Annotated in this window: 15 protein-coding genes; 5 read left to right on the top strand and 10 right to left on the bottom strand. The window is 59.2% G+C overall.

Annotation, left to right across the window (positions count from 1 at the left end; translation table 11 throughout):
- Nucleotides 1-26: 26 nt before the first annotated feature.
- From ACR0AI_RS04025 to metG, 3 genes are all read right to left on the bottom strand, one after another.
- Nucleotides 27-3,164, bottom strand: a complete 3,138-nt coding sequence (locus tag ACR0AI_RS04025; RefSeq protein WP_480671766.1) for an efflux RND transporter permease subunit — start codon at nt 3,162-3,164, stop codon at nt 27-29.
- 3 nt (nt 3,165-3,167) lie between these two features.
- The gene (locus ACR0AI_RS04020) at nt 3,168-4,346 is read right to left on the bottom strand and encodes an efflux RND transporter periplasmic adaptor subunit (protein ID WP_480671764.1); all 1,179 of its coding nucleotides are present in this window, start codon (nt 4,344-4,346) and stop codon (nt 3,168-3,170) included.
- Between the two features lie 247 nt (nt 4,347-4,593).
- A complete protein-coding gene (gene metG, locus ACR0AI_RS04015) occupies nt 4,594-6,312 on the bottom strand; it encodes a methionine--tRNA ligase (protein ID WP_480671762.1) in 1,719 nt (572 codons plus the stop codon).
- A 257-nt stretch (nt 6,313-6,569) separates the two neighbouring features.
- Between metG and ACR0AI_RS04010 the strand changes: the two genes are divergently transcribed.
- Nucleotides 6,570-7,286, top strand: coding sequence for an OB-fold-containig protein (locus ACR0AI_RS04010; protein WP_480671760.1), 717 nt, complete (start codon nt 6,570-6,572; stop codon nt 7,284-7,286).
- Nucleotides 7,287-7,319: 33 nt separating this feature from the next.
- The gene (locus ACR0AI_RS04005) at nt 7,320-8,990 is read left to right on the top strand and encodes a flotillin family protein (RefSeq protein ID WP_480671758.1); all 1,671 of its coding nucleotides are present in this window, start codon (nt 7,320-7,322) and stop codon (nt 8,988-8,990) included.
- 34 nt (nt 8,991-9,024) lie between these two features.
- Here the strand turns inward: ACR0AI_RS04005 and ACR0AI_RS04000 are convergent, their stop codons facing one another.
- From ACR0AI_RS04000 to ACR0AI_RS03975, 6 genes are all read right to left on the bottom strand, one after another.
- A complete protein-coding gene (locus ACR0AI_RS04000; RefSeq protein WP_170677735.1) occupies nt 9,025-10,245 on the bottom strand; it encodes an MFS transporter in 1,221 nt (406 codons plus the stop codon).
- Between the two features lie 83 nt (nt 10,246-10,328).
- The gene (locus tag ACR0AI_RS03995) at nt 10,329-10,922 is read right to left on the bottom strand and encodes a YceI family protein (RefSeq protein ID WP_170551265.1); all 594 of its coding nucleotides are present in this window, start codon (nt 10,920-10,922) and stop codon (nt 10,329-10,331) included.
- Nucleotides 10,923-10,982: 60 nt separating this feature from the next.
- Nucleotides 10,983-11,594, bottom strand: a complete 612-nt coding sequence (locus tag ACR0AI_RS03990) for an ImuA family protein (protein ID WP_480671755.1) — start codon at nt 11,592-11,594, stop codon at nt 10,983-10,985.
- Between the two features lie 48 nt (nt 11,595-11,642).
- A complete protein-coding gene (locus ACR0AI_RS03985) occupies nt 11,643-12,224 on the bottom strand; it encodes a retropepsin-like aspartic protease family protein (protein WP_480671753.1) in 582 nt (193 codons plus the stop codon).
- A gap of 39 nt (nt 12,225-12,263) precedes the next feature.
- Nucleotides 12,264-12,884 (bottom strand): MarC family protein, encoded by a 621-nt coding sequence (locus tag ACR0AI_RS03980; protein ID WP_170469775.1) that lies wholly within the window; start codon nt 12,882-12,884, stop codon nt 12,264-12,266.
- Entirely contained in the window at nt 12,881-14,734 is a 1,854-nt protein-coding gene (locus ACR0AI_RS03975) for an ABC-F family ATP-binding cassette domain-containing protein (RefSeq protein WP_480671751.1), read from the bottom strand. Before ACR0AI_RS03975 ends, ACR0AI_RS03980 begins: the two co-directional genes overlap by 4 nt.
- Nucleotides 14,735-14,842: 108 nt before the next feature.
- On the opposite strand from ACR0AI_RS03975, the gene ACR0AI_RS03970 reads away from it, so the two are divergent.
- Complete coding sequence (locus ACR0AI_RS03970; protein WP_170718131.1) at nt 14,843-16,045, top strand: multidrug effflux MFS transporter; 1,203 nt, start codon at nt 14,843-14,845, stop codon at nt 16,043-16,045.
- Nucleotides 16,046-16,160: 115 nt separating this feature from the next.
- Nucleotides 16,161-16,583, top strand: a complete 423-nt coding sequence (gene ndk / locus ACR0AI_RS03965; RefSeq protein WP_155143779.1) for a nucleoside-diphosphate kinase — start codon at nt 16,161-16,163, stop codon at nt 16,581-16,583.
- 56 nt (nt 16,584-16,639) lie between these two features.
- On the opposite strand, the gene ACR0AI_RS03960 is transcribed toward ndk, so the two are convergent.
- Nucleotides 16,640-16,987, bottom strand: a complete 348-nt coding sequence (locus tag ACR0AI_RS03960; protein WP_480671749.1) for a TfoX/Sxy family protein — start codon at nt 16,985-16,987, stop codon at nt 16,640-16,642.
- Nucleotides 16,988-17,118: 131 nt separating this feature from the next.
- Between ACR0AI_RS03960 and ACR0AI_RS03955 the strand changes: the two genes are divergently transcribed.
- On the top strand, nt 17,119-18,630 hold the full coding sequence (locus tag ACR0AI_RS03955; protein ID WP_480671747.1) for a CHAD domain-containing protein: 1,512 nt from the start codon (nt 17,119-17,121) through the stop codon (nt 18,628-18,630).

The following is an 18,630-nucleotide window of genomic DNA, read 5'->3' as shown; positions in this document are numbered from 1 at the left end:
CCCCGCCGATTTGGCGGGGCTTTTTCTTAGGCGGTTTCCTCGGACGGGCCGGGATCATTCTTGCTGCCCTTAATCCATTCTCGCAGCCCCTGCATCAGGGCGTAGAGGACTGGCACAAGGATCACGCCAACCAATGTGGCGGCCAGCATGCCGCCGAACACGGCGACACCAATGGCCTTCTGGCTTGCGGCCCCCGCGCCATTGGCGGCCAGTAGCGGGACAACCCCCAGCAGGAAGGACAGCGCCGTCATCATCACGGCCCGGAAGCGCTGATAGGCGGCCTCGGCTGCGGCGTCCTTGATCGAAAGGCCTTTGGCGCGTTGCTCCATCGCGAACTCAACGATCAGAATGCCGTTCTTTGAGGCAAGCCCCACCAGCATGATCATCCCGATCTGCGTATAGAGGTTGATGTCACTGCCCACGATCGCTACGGCCGCGACCGCACCGAACAGGGCGACAATCACCGACAGCAGGATCGACACCGGCAAGGTCCAGCTTTCGTATTGTCCCACCAGGAACAGGTAGCCAAACAGGATCGCCAGCCCAAGGATCACGATGACAAGACCGCCCGAGGCCAGCTGCTGTTGTGCCGTGCCGGTCCATTCGAACGCATATCCGGGGGGTAGGGCGGTTGCGGATTCCTCGGTCATGACGTTGATCGCGTCACCCGTGGACAGGCCCGGGGCAGGCACAGCTGTCACCGTTGCCGAACGGAACAGGTTGTGCCGCTTCAGCAAGACCGGCCCCAACACGTTTTCCACATCAATCAATGTACCCAGAGGCACCATCTCACCCTGTTGCGAGCGGACATAAAGGTTCGAGATATCCTCGACATTATCGCGATAGGTACCATCCGCCTGAATCATCACGCGGTAGACACGACCGAACAGATTGAAGTCGTTCACGTAGTAAGACCCCAACTGCGCCTGCATCGTTTGGAAAATCTCGGCGACCGAGACCTGCAGGGTCTTGGCTTTTTCCCGATCCAAATCAACAAAAAGCTGTGGAACGTTGGCGCGGAAGGTGGTGTAGGATTGGCCGATCTCGGGCCGCTGGTTCGCCGCGTAAACGAACGAGCCAACAGCCGAAGCCAGATCCTGAGGTGTGCCGCCACCGGTCTGCTGCACCTCCATCTCGACACCGGCCGACATACCCAGGCCCTGAATGGGCGGCGGGTTGAAGGCCACGATCGAAGCCGCGGACTCACCGTTCGCGATTGCAAGCACCTTGGCGAGGATGGCGTCGGCGCTCAGGTCTTCTTCCTGACGGTCGGCCCAGTTTTCGAGGTTGACGAAGATCGCCGCGCCGTTGGTCGTGGTGCCGTTCAGCAGCGAGAAGCCGTTGATCAGAACGGTGCTGGCAACGCCCGGAATTTCGCGGATCTGGTCGTCCACACGGGCCGAGATCGTCTCGGTCCGTTCCAGCGTCGCCGCATCGGGCAGTTGGATATCCACGAACAGATAGCCATTGTCCTCAAGTGGGATAAACCCGCTGGAGGTGTTGGACATGATCGTCCCGGTTCCCATCCCCAAGGCGACTATCACACCCAGCGCGACAATAGGCAGGATCAGCAATTTGCGTACGATGGCGACATAGCCGTTTCGGACGGTTCCGATCAGACCTTCGAACAGCGCCAGCAGTCCTTTGGGCGGACCGGAGCGTGCGCGTAGAACCAGGCCACACAGGGCAGGCGACAAGGTCAGAGCGTTGATGGATGAGATCACAACAGCCGTCGAAATCGTCACGGCAAACTGCGAATACAGCCTGCCAGAGATGCCGGGCATGAAGGTCACCGGCACGAACACGGCCAGCAGAACCAGCGTTGTTGCGATGACGGGGCCGGTGATCTGGCCCATCGCCTTTCGGGTCGCTTCGGCCGGGGGCAGCCCCTCATCCGCGATGATCCGCTCGACGTTTTCTACAACCACGATGGCGTCATCCACCACGATCCCGATGGCCAGAACCAAGGCGAAAAGCGAAATCGTGTTCAGTGACATTCCGAAGGCCAGTAGGAAGGCGAATGTCCCGATCAACGAGACCGGGATCGCCACCGCTGGAATGATCGTCGCTCGCCAACTGCCCAGGAAAACGAACACGACGGAGATCACCAGAATGAAGGTCAGGATCAGCGTCGAAACCACATCGTTCAGCGAGGCTTCGACAAAGTCGGTGGTGTTGAAGGGGACACTGTATTCGACGTCTGTGGGGAAGGACCGGGACAGGCGATCAAGCTCCGCCTGCACCCGCTCGGACACAGCAAGCGCGTTGGCGCCGGGGGCCTGGTAAATGCCGATCACGGTCGCGGGTACCGCATCGAAATAGCCGGAAGCCGAATAGAACTGCGCGCCCAGTTCGACTCGTGCAATATCTCGAACGCGCACTATGGACCCGGCCTCGCCGGTGCGAATGACGATGTCGCCGAACTCGGCGGCCGATGTCAGGCGACCTTTGGTTTTGATCGTGTATTGAAAGGTCTGCCCCTCCGGCACAGGAGGCGAGCCGATCGAGCCTGCAGAGACTTCGATATTCTGCTCACGTATGGCATTGATCACATCGCCGGGCGTAATCGACAGAGCAGCCATCTTGTCGGGATCCATCCAGATCCGCATGGCGTATTCCAGATTGGTCAGAACATCCGCCTTACCCACACCCTGAACCCGCGCCAAGGCGTCTTTAAGGTTGATCGAGGCATAATTGGACAGAAACACACTGTCATACGTGCCATTGGGCGAGGTCAGCGTGACCAGCAACAGCATGTTGGTCGACGCCTTCTGCGTCACCACGCCGGAGGATGTCACCTCGGACGGAAGCGACGACATGGCCTGCGCCACGCGGTTCTGCACGTTGACCGACGCGATATCCGGGTCGGTGCCGACCTCAAACGTAATGTTCAACGAATACGAGCCGTTGTCGGACGAGGTTGACGTCATGTATATCATGTCGTCTACGCCGTTTACCTGTGCCTCGATGGGCGCGGCTACGGTGTTTTCAACGGTCTCGGCGTTGGCACCGGTATAGGTGGTCGTGACGCTGACGACCGGAGGGGTAATGTCCGGAAACTGGGCGACTGGCAGAACCATATAGCCGATGCCGCCCATGATCGTAAGGACGAGTGAAATGACAAGCGCCAGCTTCGGCCGGCTGATGAACAGGGCTGAGAACATGCCTTATTCTCCCGGCTGCTCGGACGCGACCACCGCGTCGACCGCCACACCTGGACGCACGCGTTGCAGGCCCTCGACAATCACGCTTTCGCCTTCGCGCAAACCATCCGCGACGATGATGGCCGTGCCTACAGCGTCGCCGGTCGTGATATAGCGCTGCTCGACCATCTGCTGGTCATTGACGACTAATACGAACTCGCCGCGCTGGTCCCGCTGCAATGCGGCCTGAGGGATCAGGACCTGCAGGGTCGGCTCCAGTGCCTCGATCTGCACATTCACGAAGGCACCATCGATGATCAGGCGATCTGCGTTGTCAAACTCGGCCCGCACGGTGATAGCGCCGGTCAGAGGGTCGATGCGGTTGTCGACAAAGACGATCTCACCAGTTTCGTCTAGTTCGGTTCCGTTCGGCAGAATGACATGGACATTGGGGCTTTTGTTGCTTTCCGCCAGAGAAGCGGCACTTTCACCAACCTGTTGAAGAACCGAGGTAAACTGTTTCTCATTCAAGGAGAAATTCACGTAGATTGGGGCTTCGCTGACCAAGTTAACCAGCGGTGGGTTCGTGGGGCCAACCACATCGCCTACACTCGTGGTGACCCGTCCTAGGCGACCGGTAAAGGGCGCGTGGATCTCGGTATAGCTGAGGTCCAGCTCAGCTTGCTGAATAGCGGCGTTTGCGGCTTTGACCTCGGCCTCGGCGACCAGTTCGTTGGCACGCGCGATGTCACGTTCTGACTCTGGGGTTGCGTCGCGTCTAAAGAGTTCCTCTTTCCGCGCGAGATCGACCTTGGCCAGCTCCAAATTGGCTTCGGCGCGGTCAAGATCTGCTTTCCGCGCCTCAAGCGTCGCCTCATAGAGGTCCGGTTCGATCTTGAACAGCAGATCGCCCTCGGTCACCAGGGCGCCATCTTCGACCTCCTGACTATCAAGAAATCCGCTGACGCGCGCGACGATGTCGACCTTATTGATGGCTTCTGCACGGCCGATAAAGCTTGCCTCGTCGGTGATCTCTTCGGTGTAGGCTGCGGCGATCGACACTTTTGCGGCGGGCGCTTCACTTTCGTCTTGCGCAAGTGCCGGATAGCCAAAACCGATGCATGACAAAATGACTAGAGGGCGGCACAGTGCGGTGACAGCACCACGAGACCGGTTGCGGGGCTGCTTCAGAGCGACGGACATGTCAAAAGCCTCATACATTTCAAAAAACTGAGCCTATACGCAGCCTTAAAAAGCGACGAGTCGGCAGAACTTGAGGGCAGGATGGCCGTTTTGCAAACATATCTCAAGGTGATTGAAGGGGCGGAGTGGTTGGCAGGTAGCGAAAATCCCGTGCAACCAGGCCGGTTTACGGGGTGCGTGCTGTTTGAAGGGCCCAAAAGAAAGGGGGCCGTATAGGCCCCCGTTTCAGAACTTCATGCAGCTTATGTCAGTCGCGCGTGCCTGCAAATTTCGCCTGCCACTCTTCGCGATCCTCGTCGGCGATCTTGGCGAACAGGACATCAGGTACCGAGAACGCATGACCTGCGGGCAGGGCGTTCAGCGCGGCCTCGACATCTTCGGGCCAGCTTGTATCTAGCGTATTCATTGCACTCAGCATCTTTGCCGAGGCAGCGGGAATAAAGGGCGCGCTTAGAACCGCGTAGAGGCGGATCAGGTTGAGGCCAAGGCGAACTTGCGCTGCCGCCTGTTCGGGGTCTTCCTTAAAGGTCGACCACGGGGCTGCGGATTGCAGATATTCGTTACCGGCCACCCAGATCGCCCGAAGCTCTTGCGCGGATTTGCGGACTTCCATGGCCTCCATGTGGCCTTCATAGGCGCGAACGCGGCGGGTGATGTCGGCGATAAGGTCTTGTTCGCGCGCGCCAAATGTACCGCTTTCCGGCACAGCTTCGCCGAATTTCGAGCGGCAGAACTTGGTGATCCGGCTGACGAAGTTGCCCAGTACGTCGGCAAGGTCTTTGTTCACCGATTGCTGGAAATTCTCCCACGTAAACTCACTATCGCTGCTTTCCGGCGCATGGCTCAGCAGCCACCAGCGCCAGTAGTCGGCGGGCAGAATGGCCAGCGCCTGATCCATGAACACGCCTCGACCCTGCGAGGTCGAGAACTGACCACCGTCATAGTTCAGGTAGTTGAAGGATTTCAGGTGGTCGACCATCTTCCACGGCTCGCCCGAACCCAGAATGGTGGCCGGGAAGCTGAGCGTGTGGAAGGGCACGTTGTCCTTGCCCATGAACTGCACGTAACGCACGTCGTCCGCACCTTTGTCGGTGCGCCACCAGCGTTCCCAATCCGCATCCGTCTTGCCATTCGCGTCGGCCCATTCCTTGGCGCATGCGATGTATTCGATTGGTGCATCGAACCAGACATAGAAGACTTTGCCCTCCATACCGGGCCAGTCCTGATCGCCTTTCTTGACTGGAACACCCCAGTCCAGATCACGGGTGATGCCGCGATCCTGCAGGCCGTCTCCGTCATGCAGCCATTTCTTGGCAATGGATGTGGTCAGGATCGGCCAGTCGACCTTGCTGTCGATCCACGCATCCAGCTGATCCTTCATCGCCGATTGGCGCAGATACAGGTGCTTGGTCTCGCGCACCTCAAGATCAGTCGAGCCGCTGATCGCGCTGCGAGGCTCGATCAGATCGGTCGGATCCAGCTGCTTGGTACAGTTCTCGCACTGGTCGCCACGCGCGCGATCATAGCCACAGTTGGGGCAGGTGCCCTCGATATAGCGGTCAGGCAGGAACCGGCCATCGGCATTCGAGTAGACCTGTTTTTCACTGACCTCACGGATCAGACCGGCCTCATCCAACTTGCCAGCGAAGTGCTGCGTCAATTGGCGGTTCTGTTCGCTGGACGAGCGCCCAAAGTGATCGAAGCTCAGACCAAAGCGTTTGGCGATATCGGCCTGTACCGCATACATATCCGCGCAGTACTCCGCGACGGGCTTGCCCGCCTTGGCCGCGGCCAGCTCGGCCGGGGTGCCGTGTTCATCCGTGGCGCAGAGGAACATGACCTCGTTCCCCCGGCCACGCTGGTAACGTGCGTACAGGTCGGCAGGCAATTGAGAGCCGATCAGGTTGCCGAGGTGCTTGATCCCGTTGATGTAGGGGATCGCCGAGGTGATGAGAATCCGAGCCATTTTGCGTGTCCACGTAACTGTCTGCGCGCCCGTCTACCTTATGTCATCGCTCAGCAAAAGCCCGGCTTGCGCTGCCATGTCATTTTGAGCGCGTATTTGAGGGAATAATACGAAAGGCGATTGAGGCGAGTTGCATATCCGTCAAGAGCTGCACTACCCATAGGTTGTAATTTGGAATCACAACCTCTTGAAATTCAATCAATGACTTCCCATCTCATATGTATACAAAAGTATACAAAAACGAGGGCAACCTGCTGATGTTTGACTTTTTACTTGAGGGCGCATTTGTGCCCTTTACCCTGGCGCTTGCGCTTCTGTTCGGCCTTTTGGCGCTGGAACTGATCGCATTGGTTCTGGGTGGAAGTCTGCTGGCAGGTGATGGCGAGGTCGATCTGGATATGGTCGACGCGCCGGATCTGGACATTGCCGATTTCGATCTGGATATAGACGCCGATATCGATCTGGGCGACCTGGAACTGGCCGAGATTGAAACCGAAGTGCCCGAAGTCGCCTCTACTGGCCCATTTGGCTGGCTGGGCATCGGCAAGATGTCGTTCATGATCTGGCTTGTGGTTCTGCTAGCCGGGTTCGGCCTCAGTGGTATGGGCCTGCAATTGGCACTGCGCGACCTGTTGGGTTTCGATTTACCCAGTTGGATTGCTGTCATCCCTGCGGGCGCATTTGGTCTGTGGTTTGCGCGTGGCTTTGGTGGCGTCTTCGCCCGGCTGCTGCCAAAAACCGAGACTGAGGCGATGTCTGAACGGATGCTGGCCCGTCGTCGTGGTGTGATCACTCAAGGAACCGCCTCACGCGGACGCCCGGCAGAGGTGCGCGTCATGGATCGGTTCGGCAACACACACTACCTGCGCGCAGAACCTTTTCGGGACCAAGATTCGCTGGAGCAAGGCACCGAAGTACTTGTTCTACGTGATCGACGGCGCGACCGGTTCGTTATGGTCGGCTTGTCTCACTAACCCAATTTTCAAACCCAATCCGGAGGATATTGCATGGAACTTCCATTCCTGGCCGTCACAATTGTGACTATTTTAGCGGTACTCTTGTTCATTGGCCTTGTGCTTGGCCGCCTTTATCGACGCGCAACCCGCGAAATCAGCTTGGTGAAAACCGGGGCGGGTGGCAAGAAAGTCATTATGGATGGCGGTGTCATCATCGTTCCGCTGCTGCACGAGGTCAGCCCTGTCAACATGAAGACCCTGCGCCTTGAGGTGCAGCGCAGCGGCGAGGCCGCGCTCATCACTAAAGACCGGATGCGCGTCGACGTTGGTGTTGAGTTCTACGTCTCGGTCATGGCAACCGAAGAGGGCATCGCCCGTGCGGCGCAAACTCTGGGTGACCGCACCTTTGACGTAGAGCAACTGCGCGAGATGATCGAAGGTAAGCTGATTGACGGTCTGCGCGCGGTCGCTGCTCAGATGACCATGGATGGCCTGCACGAAAACCGCGCTGACTTTGTGCAGGAGGTGCAGAACGCAGTGTCTGAGGACCTGTTGAAAAACGGTCTGTCGCTGGAATCGGTCTCGCTGACCGCTTTGGACCAGACGCCGTTTGAAGCTCTGGACGAGAACAACGCCTTTAACGCCGTTGGTATGCGTAAGCTGGCTGAGGTGATTGCTGTATCCAAGAAGGAGCGGGCGCAGATTGATGCTGAAGCTGAGGTCGAAGTGCGCCGCGCAGCAATGGAAGCCGAGCGTCAGAAGCTGCTGATTGAGCAGGACGAGGCACAAGCGCGCATCGAGCAGACGCAAAAGGTTGAAACCCTGCGTGTGGCGCAAGAGGCGGAAATCGCAGCGCGAACCGAAGACTCGGTACGTGAAACCGAACGTGCCCGGATCGCCCGCGAGGAGGCCATTCGTGCCGCTGAGATTGAGCGTGAGCGCAAGATCCGCGATGCTGAGATCGCCAAAGAGCGTGAGATCGAAGTGGCCGAGCAAGAACGTCAGATCATCATTGCGCAGAAATCCGAAGAGGAAAGCCGCGCGCGGGCGTCTGCCGATCTGGCCCGTGCCGAGGCAACAAAAGCGACCGAAGCCGTGGCAACCGCTCGTGAAGTGGCCGAGGCAGAGCGTCACAAGCAAATTGCTCTAATCGAAGCAACTCGTGAGGCAGAACGTCAGGCAACCGCGATTCGTCTGGCCGCACAGGCCGAGAAAGAGGCCGCTGCTGACCGTGCCGAAGCCCGCCGTGAGGAAGCCCAGGCCGAAGCGGATGCGCTGAACATTCGCGCCGAGGCCAAGAAGAACGACATGTTGGCCGAAGCGGAAGGAAAACGCGCGATTGTAGAGGCCGATAATGCGCTGTCCGCCGCGCAGATTCGCATGAAAGTCGATATGGCACGGATCGAGACCATGCCGTCGATCATCTCGGAAATGGTCAAGCCTGCTGAAAAGATCGACTCGATCAAGATCCATCAGGTTGGCGGGATCGGTGCGGGTTCCACAGGTGGGGCAGCCAACAGCGACAAACCCGTTGTAAATCAGGCACTGGATTCGATCATGGGAATGGCGGTACAGATGCCGGCCCTGAAAAAGCTGGGCGAAGAGCTGGGTCTGTCTATGGAAAACGGGGTCGGTGGTGTCGTGAACGGCGCGCTTGAGGCGACGCCGGAGCCTGAGGTCGAGGTTCTGGTTGAAGACGAAACGCCAGCGAACCAGTCGTAAAAACCGAAGGGCCGGGGATTTCCCGGCCCTTTCTCTATTCCTCGCGCGAGCGTTTCAACAAACGCCCAATCGTAAAGGATGTTCTGGGGGCATAGACATAGTTTGTCCGCTCTTCCGGGGTGGGGCGCGAACGCATACGGGCGAGACCAAAGACGATCAGACCCAAATGACCAACAGCGACAAAGGCAAACAGCGCACCCGGGCCGAATTTCTCGATCAGTGTGGATGAGACGTAGGGCGAGGCAATCGCGCCCAGAGCGTACCAGAACATCAGCGCCGCAGACAGCTCGACTCGTTGCTCAGTGGTGGCAAAGTCGTTGGCATGGGCCGAAGAGACCGAGAAGATCGGGAAGGTGGTGAACCCGAACACCCATGCCGCCAGCATCACCCCGAGCGTCCCAGTGTTGCTGGCCATCATGGTTATTCCACAACTCAAAACCGCAGCGGCAGACAACCAGATTAATACCCAGCGCCGGTCGTATTTGTCCGCAAGCCATCCCATCGGATACTGCGCCATTGCACCACCCAGAACAAATGAGGCGAGGAAGAAGGCGATCTGATCTATGCCCAGCCCAACCTCTTGCCCGTAGACGGGGCCGACCATGCGGAACGAGGCAGAACTGAGCGCCGCAACGATCACCCCGGCAACCGCCAAAGGAGAGCTGCGCCAGGCTAGTTTGGGGCGCAGGCGCGGCGCGTCCGGGGTTGCAGGCTGGCTGGCGCGTGTCAGGGTCAGCGGCAGCAAGGAGGCGCAGCACAGGATCGCCAGCAGATTGTACGAGACGTAAGAGGCGGGCGGCAGCACTGCGATGATCAACTGCGCGCACAGCGATGCACCCATATCGGCGATGCGATAGGTGCCCATGGCGCGCCCACGGGTCTCATTTGTGACTTTCGCGTTCAGCCAGGCCTCGATCACCGTGTAACACCCGGCGACACAGGTGCCGGATGCGATCCTGAGGAATGCCCAAACATAGGGGTTTTCGGTCAGGGTATGGCCAATCAGGCCCATCGCGCCCAGTGCGGTGCAGACGGCAAAGGCGCGGGAATGCCCGACGCTGCCCATCAGACGCGGGGCCCACCAGCAGCCGACAAAGAAACCGATGAAATGCGCCGAGCCAAGCAGACCGATTTGCTCGGTCGTGAAATTCAGCGTGATGCCGGAAATGGCATCAAGCGGCCCAACACCGCCAGTCGATAGTTGCAGCAGAATGACAGAAAGGAATAGGGCGGCAAATGAAATGATCGTGCGCATGATGGGTCCACCTTGGCGAGGCTTTCAGACAATGCGCGCAGCTATTCGACGTCAAGGAGTCGTTTTTGAACTTTTGCCTTTGGTCAGAGGCGGCTGATTTCGGCGCGAATGTCCAGTGTGACGGTGTCATTCACCAGATCGGGATAGCCCGAGGCGCCAAAGTCGTGCCGGTTCAGCGCCCCCTTCAAGCTGATCGACAGGCGATCCAGATCACCCGCCGCTGTTCCCTGTGGCCGGTAGAGGCTGGCTTGCAACGTGATAGGACGCGTCACACCCCGAACTGTCAGGTCCCCGGTGATACGGGCCCCGTCCGAGATGCGCCCATCCTGCCCAAGTTCGATCTCGGTTGAGACGAAGGTGATGGTCGGATGGCTTTCGGCGTCCAGTACACTGGGACTGAGCATGGGCGCGCGCGCAAAGGGCAGGCGGGTTTTGGCTTTGCTCACGTCCAATGCCACCTTAACCCGGCTGTTCTGCAGGCGGGTCGTATCCACTTGAACATCCGCTGTCCGGATCGGCATGGTACCGCTTTGCGCGACGCCGGACAGATCGAAGCTGAAACCAACCTTCGTATCGCTTTCCGACAGGGCATAGGGGCTGAGCGCTGCATGCAGCGTTTGGGCGAAGGGTAGGGTCGCCAGCCCCGCAAGAACGGCACGTCGGGTCAAATCTCTCATGACTGGACGCTAGGGCGCGCGACCCCTTGGACCAACAAAAAAATGCGTGATCAGGTGCGTTCAGTCCACGGCAGCGATCTGGTCAAGCTGCAGCCCGGCGCGCGGTTTGATCTGCGTGGCCGTCCAGCTGACCGGAGGCAAGGCACGGGCGCGGCGGCGGGTCAGGGTCCAGCGGCGGGCCTCGCCCTGATGCGCGGCGGCCATGTGCCAGCGGGTCTCGATCCCTTGTGCACCTCCATCACCGGGCGTCAGCACTAGGCCTAGCGGGGCCCGCCCCATAGAGCCGCCCTGTTCGGCGGCCAGATGCATCCGACGCACGGGCGTCAGCCCCGGCGCGCCGGGCAGATCCCCGACGATCAGCGGGATGGCTCCGCTGCGCAGCGCTTCCTCCATGCACCACAACAGGTCTTCGGCGCGGGTGGGACGGACAAAGATGAACCGGGCGGGATCAGCAAAGGGAATTATCCCGTCGGGGTTCAACTGCCCGGGCTCCCACGCTGGGGAAATCCATAGGACCGGCCCCTGCATCTGACCGGCCAGCCACATGGCAAAGCTGCGCCGCGCGGGGCCGCAGCCTTCATGCACGCGCCCCAGTTGCAGGGTGATCCCATCCTGTAGAGTTACCCCCGGCGCGGCGCGCGCGGGCTTTTGACCAAGAAGCTGAACAGACATGAGTAACTCATATCATGTTCTTATTTTGTTCTCAAGCACTACACATGCCTAGCGCGACAGGATCATACGTCCATCGGTGAACTGGATATTCGAAAAACGATGCAGGTAGTCCATGCCCAGAAGCGACTTGTGCAACTCACCTTCGTTGATCCAAGCCGAGACGTTCTGATCTGTGATTGGCCCTACTGTCAGCGTGTCCAGCCGCACCGGAGCGGTCCGAACCTCTCCATTGGCTGTCAGGGCGCGGCCAAAGTAGTTCAGTTGGTTCGGGTCGATCCCCGCGCGTCTGGCGTCTTTGTCGCTGAGAACAATCTGGCTGGCTCCGGTATCAACCAGAAAGGTGATCGGCTCTCCGTTCACCTGAACCGGCAGATAGTAATGCCCGTCGGCTGATCGGGGCACCTCGATCGACTCACCTGTCACCGTCATCTGCGGAGCAGGGCCGACCGTTGTACGGATATCCTCCCACAGGCCAACCACGGCCACGACGCCCACGAAGATGAACACCCAGGCCATGACCTGCTGCAGGGTTTTGCTCAGCGATTGTCGGTTCTGCGCCAGGAACCAGAACACAACAGCCGTGCCCAGTACGCTGAGGTAGACCAAACGCATTACATTGTCGGTGTCCATGCCGAAATCCTTACTCGCTACACAGCAGTATATGGGGGGTCAGGACGCGAATCCAAAGGCCTTGAGGCCATCCAGAATGAACTGAACCGACAAAGCCGCCAGCAACATACCCAGCAGCCGGGTCAGGACGTTCAGCCCGGTCTTGCCCAGAATGCGGCCGATCAACCCGCCAGCCAGAAAGAAGATCAGGACAACAGACATCACCGCCAGCATGACGATGCAGGCCTCGACAATGCCCAGCACGCCGGGATGCTGGCCGGCCAGCAGGATGATCGTCGCGATCGAACCCGGCCCCGCGATCAGCGGAATGGCCAAAGGGAACACGGACGGGTCGGGATGTTCCTCTTCCTCGGCGCGGTCTTCGCGGCGTTTGGTGCGGCGGTCGAACAGCATGTCCAGCGCGGTGAGGAACAGCAAAGCTCCGCCTGCAACGCGAAAGGCGGCCATCGAGATCCCGACAAAGCCCAGCAGTGCCTCGCCAAAAGCAGCAAAGGCGATCAGGATGAAGACGGCGGTCAGGCAGCTACGAAAGGCAGTCTTGCGCCGAGTCTTCGCATCCATGTCCTGCGTCAGCGCTACGAAAATCGGCGTGGTGCCAAACGGGTCGATCACCACGAACAAGGTGGTGAATGCTGTAATGAAAAAGGCCAGGTCCATCATGCGGCATTCTCAGCTTGCTCAAGGCGTTCCGCTGCGGCCACCCATAGGGCCTCTGCTTTTTGCATGGCTTCCGAGACCTCGGCGAATTTGCGGTTCCAGGTCTCCAGATCGTTGATCCTGTCATCCTCATACAGCGCCGGATCCGCCAACTTGGCTGAGAGCTTTTCACGCATATTCGTTAGCTTTTCGATCCGGTCCTCGCATTTGCGCAGGTCGGCGCGCAGGGCCAGCATTGCTTCACGAGACGGGCGCTTGGGCTTTGCAGCCTGCGGCTTTGTTTTGACTGGCTTGTCCCGGGCCAGCAGCATCGCGCGATAGGCCTCGAGGTCGTCGTCAAACGGCTTGACCGTCCCGTCCGAGACCAGCCACAACCTGTCGGCCACCAGCGACAGCAGGTGCATGTCGTGGCTCACCAGAACGACCGCGCCGGAATAGGCGGTCAGCGCCTCAACCAGCGCCTCGCGGCTTTCGATATCGAGGTGGTTGGTCGGCTCGTCGAGGATCAGCATGTGCGGCGCGTCAATGGTGGCCAGCAGCAGCGACAGTCGGGCTTTTTGCCCGCCGGACAAGCGGCCAACCTCTGTCTCGGCCTGATCGGCGTTCAGGCCAAACCCGGCCAGACGCGAGCGCCATTTGCCCGGCGCCTCATCCGGGCGCAGACGGCGTAGGTGGTCCAGAGGGGTCTCATCCACATACAGTTCATCCACCTGATGCTGCGCGAAATACCCGATGCGTAGCTTGTTGCTGCGGCTCATCTTGCCCGCCATCAGGGGCAGACGATCGGACAGCAGCTTGGACAGGGTCGATTTACCCTGACCGTTCTTACCTAGCAGCGCGATCCGGTCGTCCTGATCAATGCGCAGGTTCAGGCGACGCAGAACCTCGACCTCGCCATAGCCGGTTACACCACCTTCGATCTGAATGATGGGCGGCGACAGTTCCTCGGGCTCGGGGAAGGAAAACGCGCGCAAAGCGGCCTCTTGCGGGGTAGAGACCAGCTGGATGCGTTCAATCATCTTCAGGCGGGATTGGGCCTGAACAGCTTTGGACGCCTTGTAGCGGAAGCGATCCACAAAGCTTTGCAGATGCGCGATGCGGGCTTTGGCCTTGGCGTTCTCGGATTCCGCCTGCGCAAGTCGTTCGGCACGGCGCTCGGCGAACTTGTCGTAGGGGACTGCGTAGTAGGTGAGTTTGCGATCTTCCAGATGCAGGATCGAACCTACGGCCCGGTTCAAAAGACCGCGGTCGTGGCTGATGATTATGACCGTATGCGGATATTTCGCCAGATAGCTCTCCAGCCACAGCGCGCCTTCGAGGTCGAGATAGTTGGTCGGTTCATCCAACAGCAGCAGATCAGGCTGCGAGAACAGCACCGCCGCCAGAGCGACGCGCATCCGCCAACCGCCCGAGAAATCGGAACAGGGGCGCAGCTGGTCGTCGTCGTCAAAGCCCAGACCTTTGAGGATCGAGGCGGCGCGCGCCTCAGCCGACCAAGCGTCGATATCGGCAAGGCGGGTCTGAATCTCTGCGATGCGGGCAGGGTCTTCGGCGCTTTCAGCCTCAACCATCAGCGCGCTGCGTTCGGTGTCGGCGGCCAGAACAGTATTGATCAGCGACACGTCAGACGAGGGCACCTCTTGCGCCACGCCTCCAATCCGGGCGCGTTTCGGGATCGAGATATTACCCGATTCCAGTGCCAACTCCCCCCGGATCAGGCGGAACAGCGTGGTTTTCCCGGTGCCATTGCGGCCCACAAGGCCGACCTTGTGGCCATCGGGGATGGTTGCACTGGCTCCGTCGAACAGAGGGCGGCCCTCAACAGCGTAGGTGATGTCTTCGATCCGTAACATGACGCGCTCTTAGCAGAGCCGCGATGCCGCCGCCAGCGGCTAAGCATGTTCAACAGACCAGCGATGTGTTAGCGCTTTCTCGTTTGCCAATTTGAAACGGTTTTGACCATGCGCGCCGCCCAGACGCCTCCAACTTTGATCACGCTGATCTTTGCTACGGCGCTGTCGGTTCTTTCGCTGAATATGTTCCTGCCTTCGCTGGCGCATATGAGCGAGGATTTCGCGGTCGACTATGGTCTCGTGAACCTGTCAGTCGCGGGGTATCTGGCGGTTTCGGCCATACTTCAGCTGATCATGGGGCCATTGTCGGATCGCTATGGACGCAGACCTGTGCTGTTGACCTCTATGACGATCTTTGTTTGCGCTTCAATCGGTTGCGCGCTCGCCGAGTCGATCTGGCTATTCCTTGGCTTCCGCCTGTTGCAAGCGGCTGTGGTGGCGGGCTCAGTCTTGTCCAGCGCGTCGATCCGGGATCAGTACCCACCGAATGAAGCCGCCAGCAAACTTGGCTATGTCGCTATGGCGATGGCCCTCGCACCGATGCTCGGGCCGATGCTGGGCGGGGCGCTTGATATGCTTTTCGGGTGGCGGGCCGGGTTTGTTTTGTATTCTCTGTTGGGGGCGGGACTGTTGACCTTGCTTTGGTTCGATATGGGTGAGACCAATACCAATCGCTCCTCAACGTTTGCTGCGCAGCTGAGAGAATACCCGCACCTGTTCCGTGCCCGCAGGTTCTGGGGCTATGCCCTATGCGCGGCGTTCTCAATTGGGGGGTTCTACAGCTTTATCACCGGTGCGCCCTTAGTGGCTGCAGCGTGGTTCGATCTGAGCCCCGCGATGCTGGGTCTAGGCATTGGCATCATCACCGGCGGCTTCATGGTGGGCAATTTCATCACCGGTCGCATTGCTGCACGGACCCGGCTGACCACGATGATCCTAATCGGGCGAATTGTGGCCTCGACGGGCCCTTTCCTGGGGTTGCTTTTGTTTCTGGGTCAGATGGGCTCGGTCTGGGTATTCTTCGGTTCGGCCATCTGCGTAGGGTTTGGCAACGGGTTGACCAACGCCAACGCGTCGGCTGGCGTCATGTCGGTGCGCCCGAAACTGGCGGGTAGCGCCGCTGGGCTTTCGGGAGCGATGATCGTGGCACTGGGGGCTGTGCTGACCTCAATGACCGGAGCGTTTGTCAACGCTGAAAACGGTCCGTATCTGGTTCTGGGCATGATGAGCGGCAGCAGTTTCATCGGCCTGCTTGCGGTGCTCTATGTCCGCCGCGTCGACCGTCTAGAGCCTTTGCCTGAAACAACCTGAACCGCAAAGCGCGGGGCAAGGCATCATAAGGCTTTTCATGAGCCACAGACCATGTTAGGCGGCGCGCGATGGATTTCGGCGCGGACCCCGCGCCACATTGTAAGGAGAGGCCGACATGGCACTGGAACGCACATTCTCAATCATCAAACCCGATGCAACCCGCCGCAACCTGACTGGCAAAATCAACGCCAAGTTCGAAGAGGCCGGCCTGCGCATCGTTGCGCAAAAGCGCATCCACATGACCAAAGAACAAGCCGGCAAGTTCTACGAAGTCCACGCCGAGCGTCCGTTCTATGACGAACTGTGCGAATTCATGTCGTCGGCTCCGGTCGTTGTTCAGGTTCTGGAAGGCGAAGGCGCCATTGCAAAGAACCGTGAAGTCATGGGCGCAACCAACCCTGCAGACGCAGCGGCCGGCACAATCCGCGCCGAGTTCGCGGAATCGGTTGGCGAAAACTCGGTCCACGGTTCGGACGCTCCGGAAACCGCTGCGGTTGAGATTGCCTACTTCTTCTCGGGCATCGAACTGGTCGGCTAAGCCGCCGATTTGGTGAACAGATTGGGCCGCTCCTGATTGGGGCGGCCTTTTTCGTTTCAGATCTGCTTCAGATCGTGGGCTGCAACCCGCACTCCGATGGCATCCAAGTCTGAGACCATTTGGCTTTTCGGGGCCGCCCTGGTGCCGGATTTGATCGTGTCAAACCGTTGTCTTAGCGCCTTTTTCTCCTCGCCCTTGCAGTCGTTCCAAGGGCGGCCCTGCAGCCCCATCACCAGCACATAGTAGCCGATGAAATGTGGTCTTGTGCCTGCGGCCAACAGCTTGGCATAGGCGGCGTCGGCACCCAGTTCTCGCAGCTCCTGCGCCGAATGAATACCCGCGCGGGTGCAAGCCTGTTCGAAGGCGGGGCCGAGGTTGCGGATGGAGGAGACCGGATCAGACATGCCTTGGTTTTAGCCGGACGGTTTTGACCTGTCACCCGCACAAAACCCCGGTTTGGTTGATCTTGTTCTTGATGCAGCGCGCGATTCACGGTCTCATGACGATATGTAGAAGGATCGGGCAGGGGTAAGGCGTGTCGCAGGGAACAAACGGATTCTTCATCCTCCCCGGCGGGCTTGATCAGGCCGCGTTCGAGCGCGGTTTGCCCAATCACACTGTCGATATCGAGATGGGCACCGCCGCGCCGGTCCTTATGCTCGATTGTCACGATCAGTCGTTGCGCAGCTCTGGCCGGGTATTGCTCGAGAACAGAGGGAGCTTGCGGCTTGTCTCGATGCAGGGGCAGGTCTCAGAGCAGCACGCCAACGGCAAGGGGCAATTCGTACAGAACCTCCCTGAAGGTCCGGTGAAGGCGGCGCTGAGCGGCTTTCCTACTTTGCGCGCCCTGACGCCGATTGGCGCGGGTGAGTTCGATGAAGGCACGCTCGCGATTCTCGACGATCTGCAAAAGACGCAGGTTCGAGGGCATACCCTGTCGCTGCGCACGGATCGCGGGCAGGTGGCGTTTGTCTGGCTGCAAAAACTGCGCGGTTATGATCGCGCTTTTGCTGCGGCCTGTGACAGTCTTGAGAGGATGTCTTCGGGCGGTATTGACGACTTGTTCGACGTTTTGTTCCCAGACATGATGCGTTACCGTGCCAAACCGGAGATCGCGCTCGGCACGCAAGAACCCTCTTTGGAGGTTGCGACGGACCTTATCCGGACCTACCTCAGCGTCGCGCGTCAGAATGAAGCTGGCATAGTGGCGGATATTGATACCGAATTTCTTCATGACTACCGAGTGTCTTTGCGGCGCATCCGCTCAGTCGTGAGCTTGTTCAAAGGGGTGTTTTCAGATCAGCAGACGGCAGAGTTGAAACGGGTTTTCTCGGACCTGATGGCCCCAACCGGGCGATTGCGGGATTTAGATGTCTACCTTCTGGAAAAAGGTATGTATCTCAGACTCGTACCGGAAAATCTTCATGCCGGTGTGCAGGCCATGTTCGACCGGTTTGAACAAGAGCGCGCGCGGGAACTTTCCCGTCTGTCCCGCCATTTGCGCAGTGCCGCCTACGAAACTACAATGACCGATCTGGCGCAGAATTTTGCAAGCCCTGAAAACCTGATACCCGGGCCGAGCGCTGATCGCGGAGCCTATAGTTATGCCTGCGCGCTAATCTGGAAACGTTATCGCAAGACTTGCAAACTCGCCCGCAGTATTAGTGACGAGACGCCAGACCAAACCGTCCACGACCTGCGGATCGATTGCAAGAAACTGCGATATCTGATGGAGTTCTTCGGGCCTCTGTTCAATGCAAAGGACTTCAAAACGATCCTCAAGCCTCTGAAAAAGCTGCAAGATAACCTGGGCCTGTTCAACGACTACTCGGTCCAGCAAGAGGCGCTGCTGGCGTTTGTTACCGACCAAAGCACCGCCCAAGGCCGCGTGGACGCGCAGCTTGGTTTGGCCGCTGGTGGCCTAATCGCAGTTCTCGACCAACGCCAAAAGGCCGAACGTGCGCGCGTGATTTCAAACTTTCAGCATTTCGACAGCCCGAAGATCCGGCATCTTTTCCGCAGCCTGTTTCACCACACAAAGGAGTGA

This window comes from Ruegeria sp. BG3 (assembly GCF_056538485.1).
Note: the sequence above shows the minus strand (reverse complement) of the source record. Positions and strands in the feature narration are given on the sequence as shown.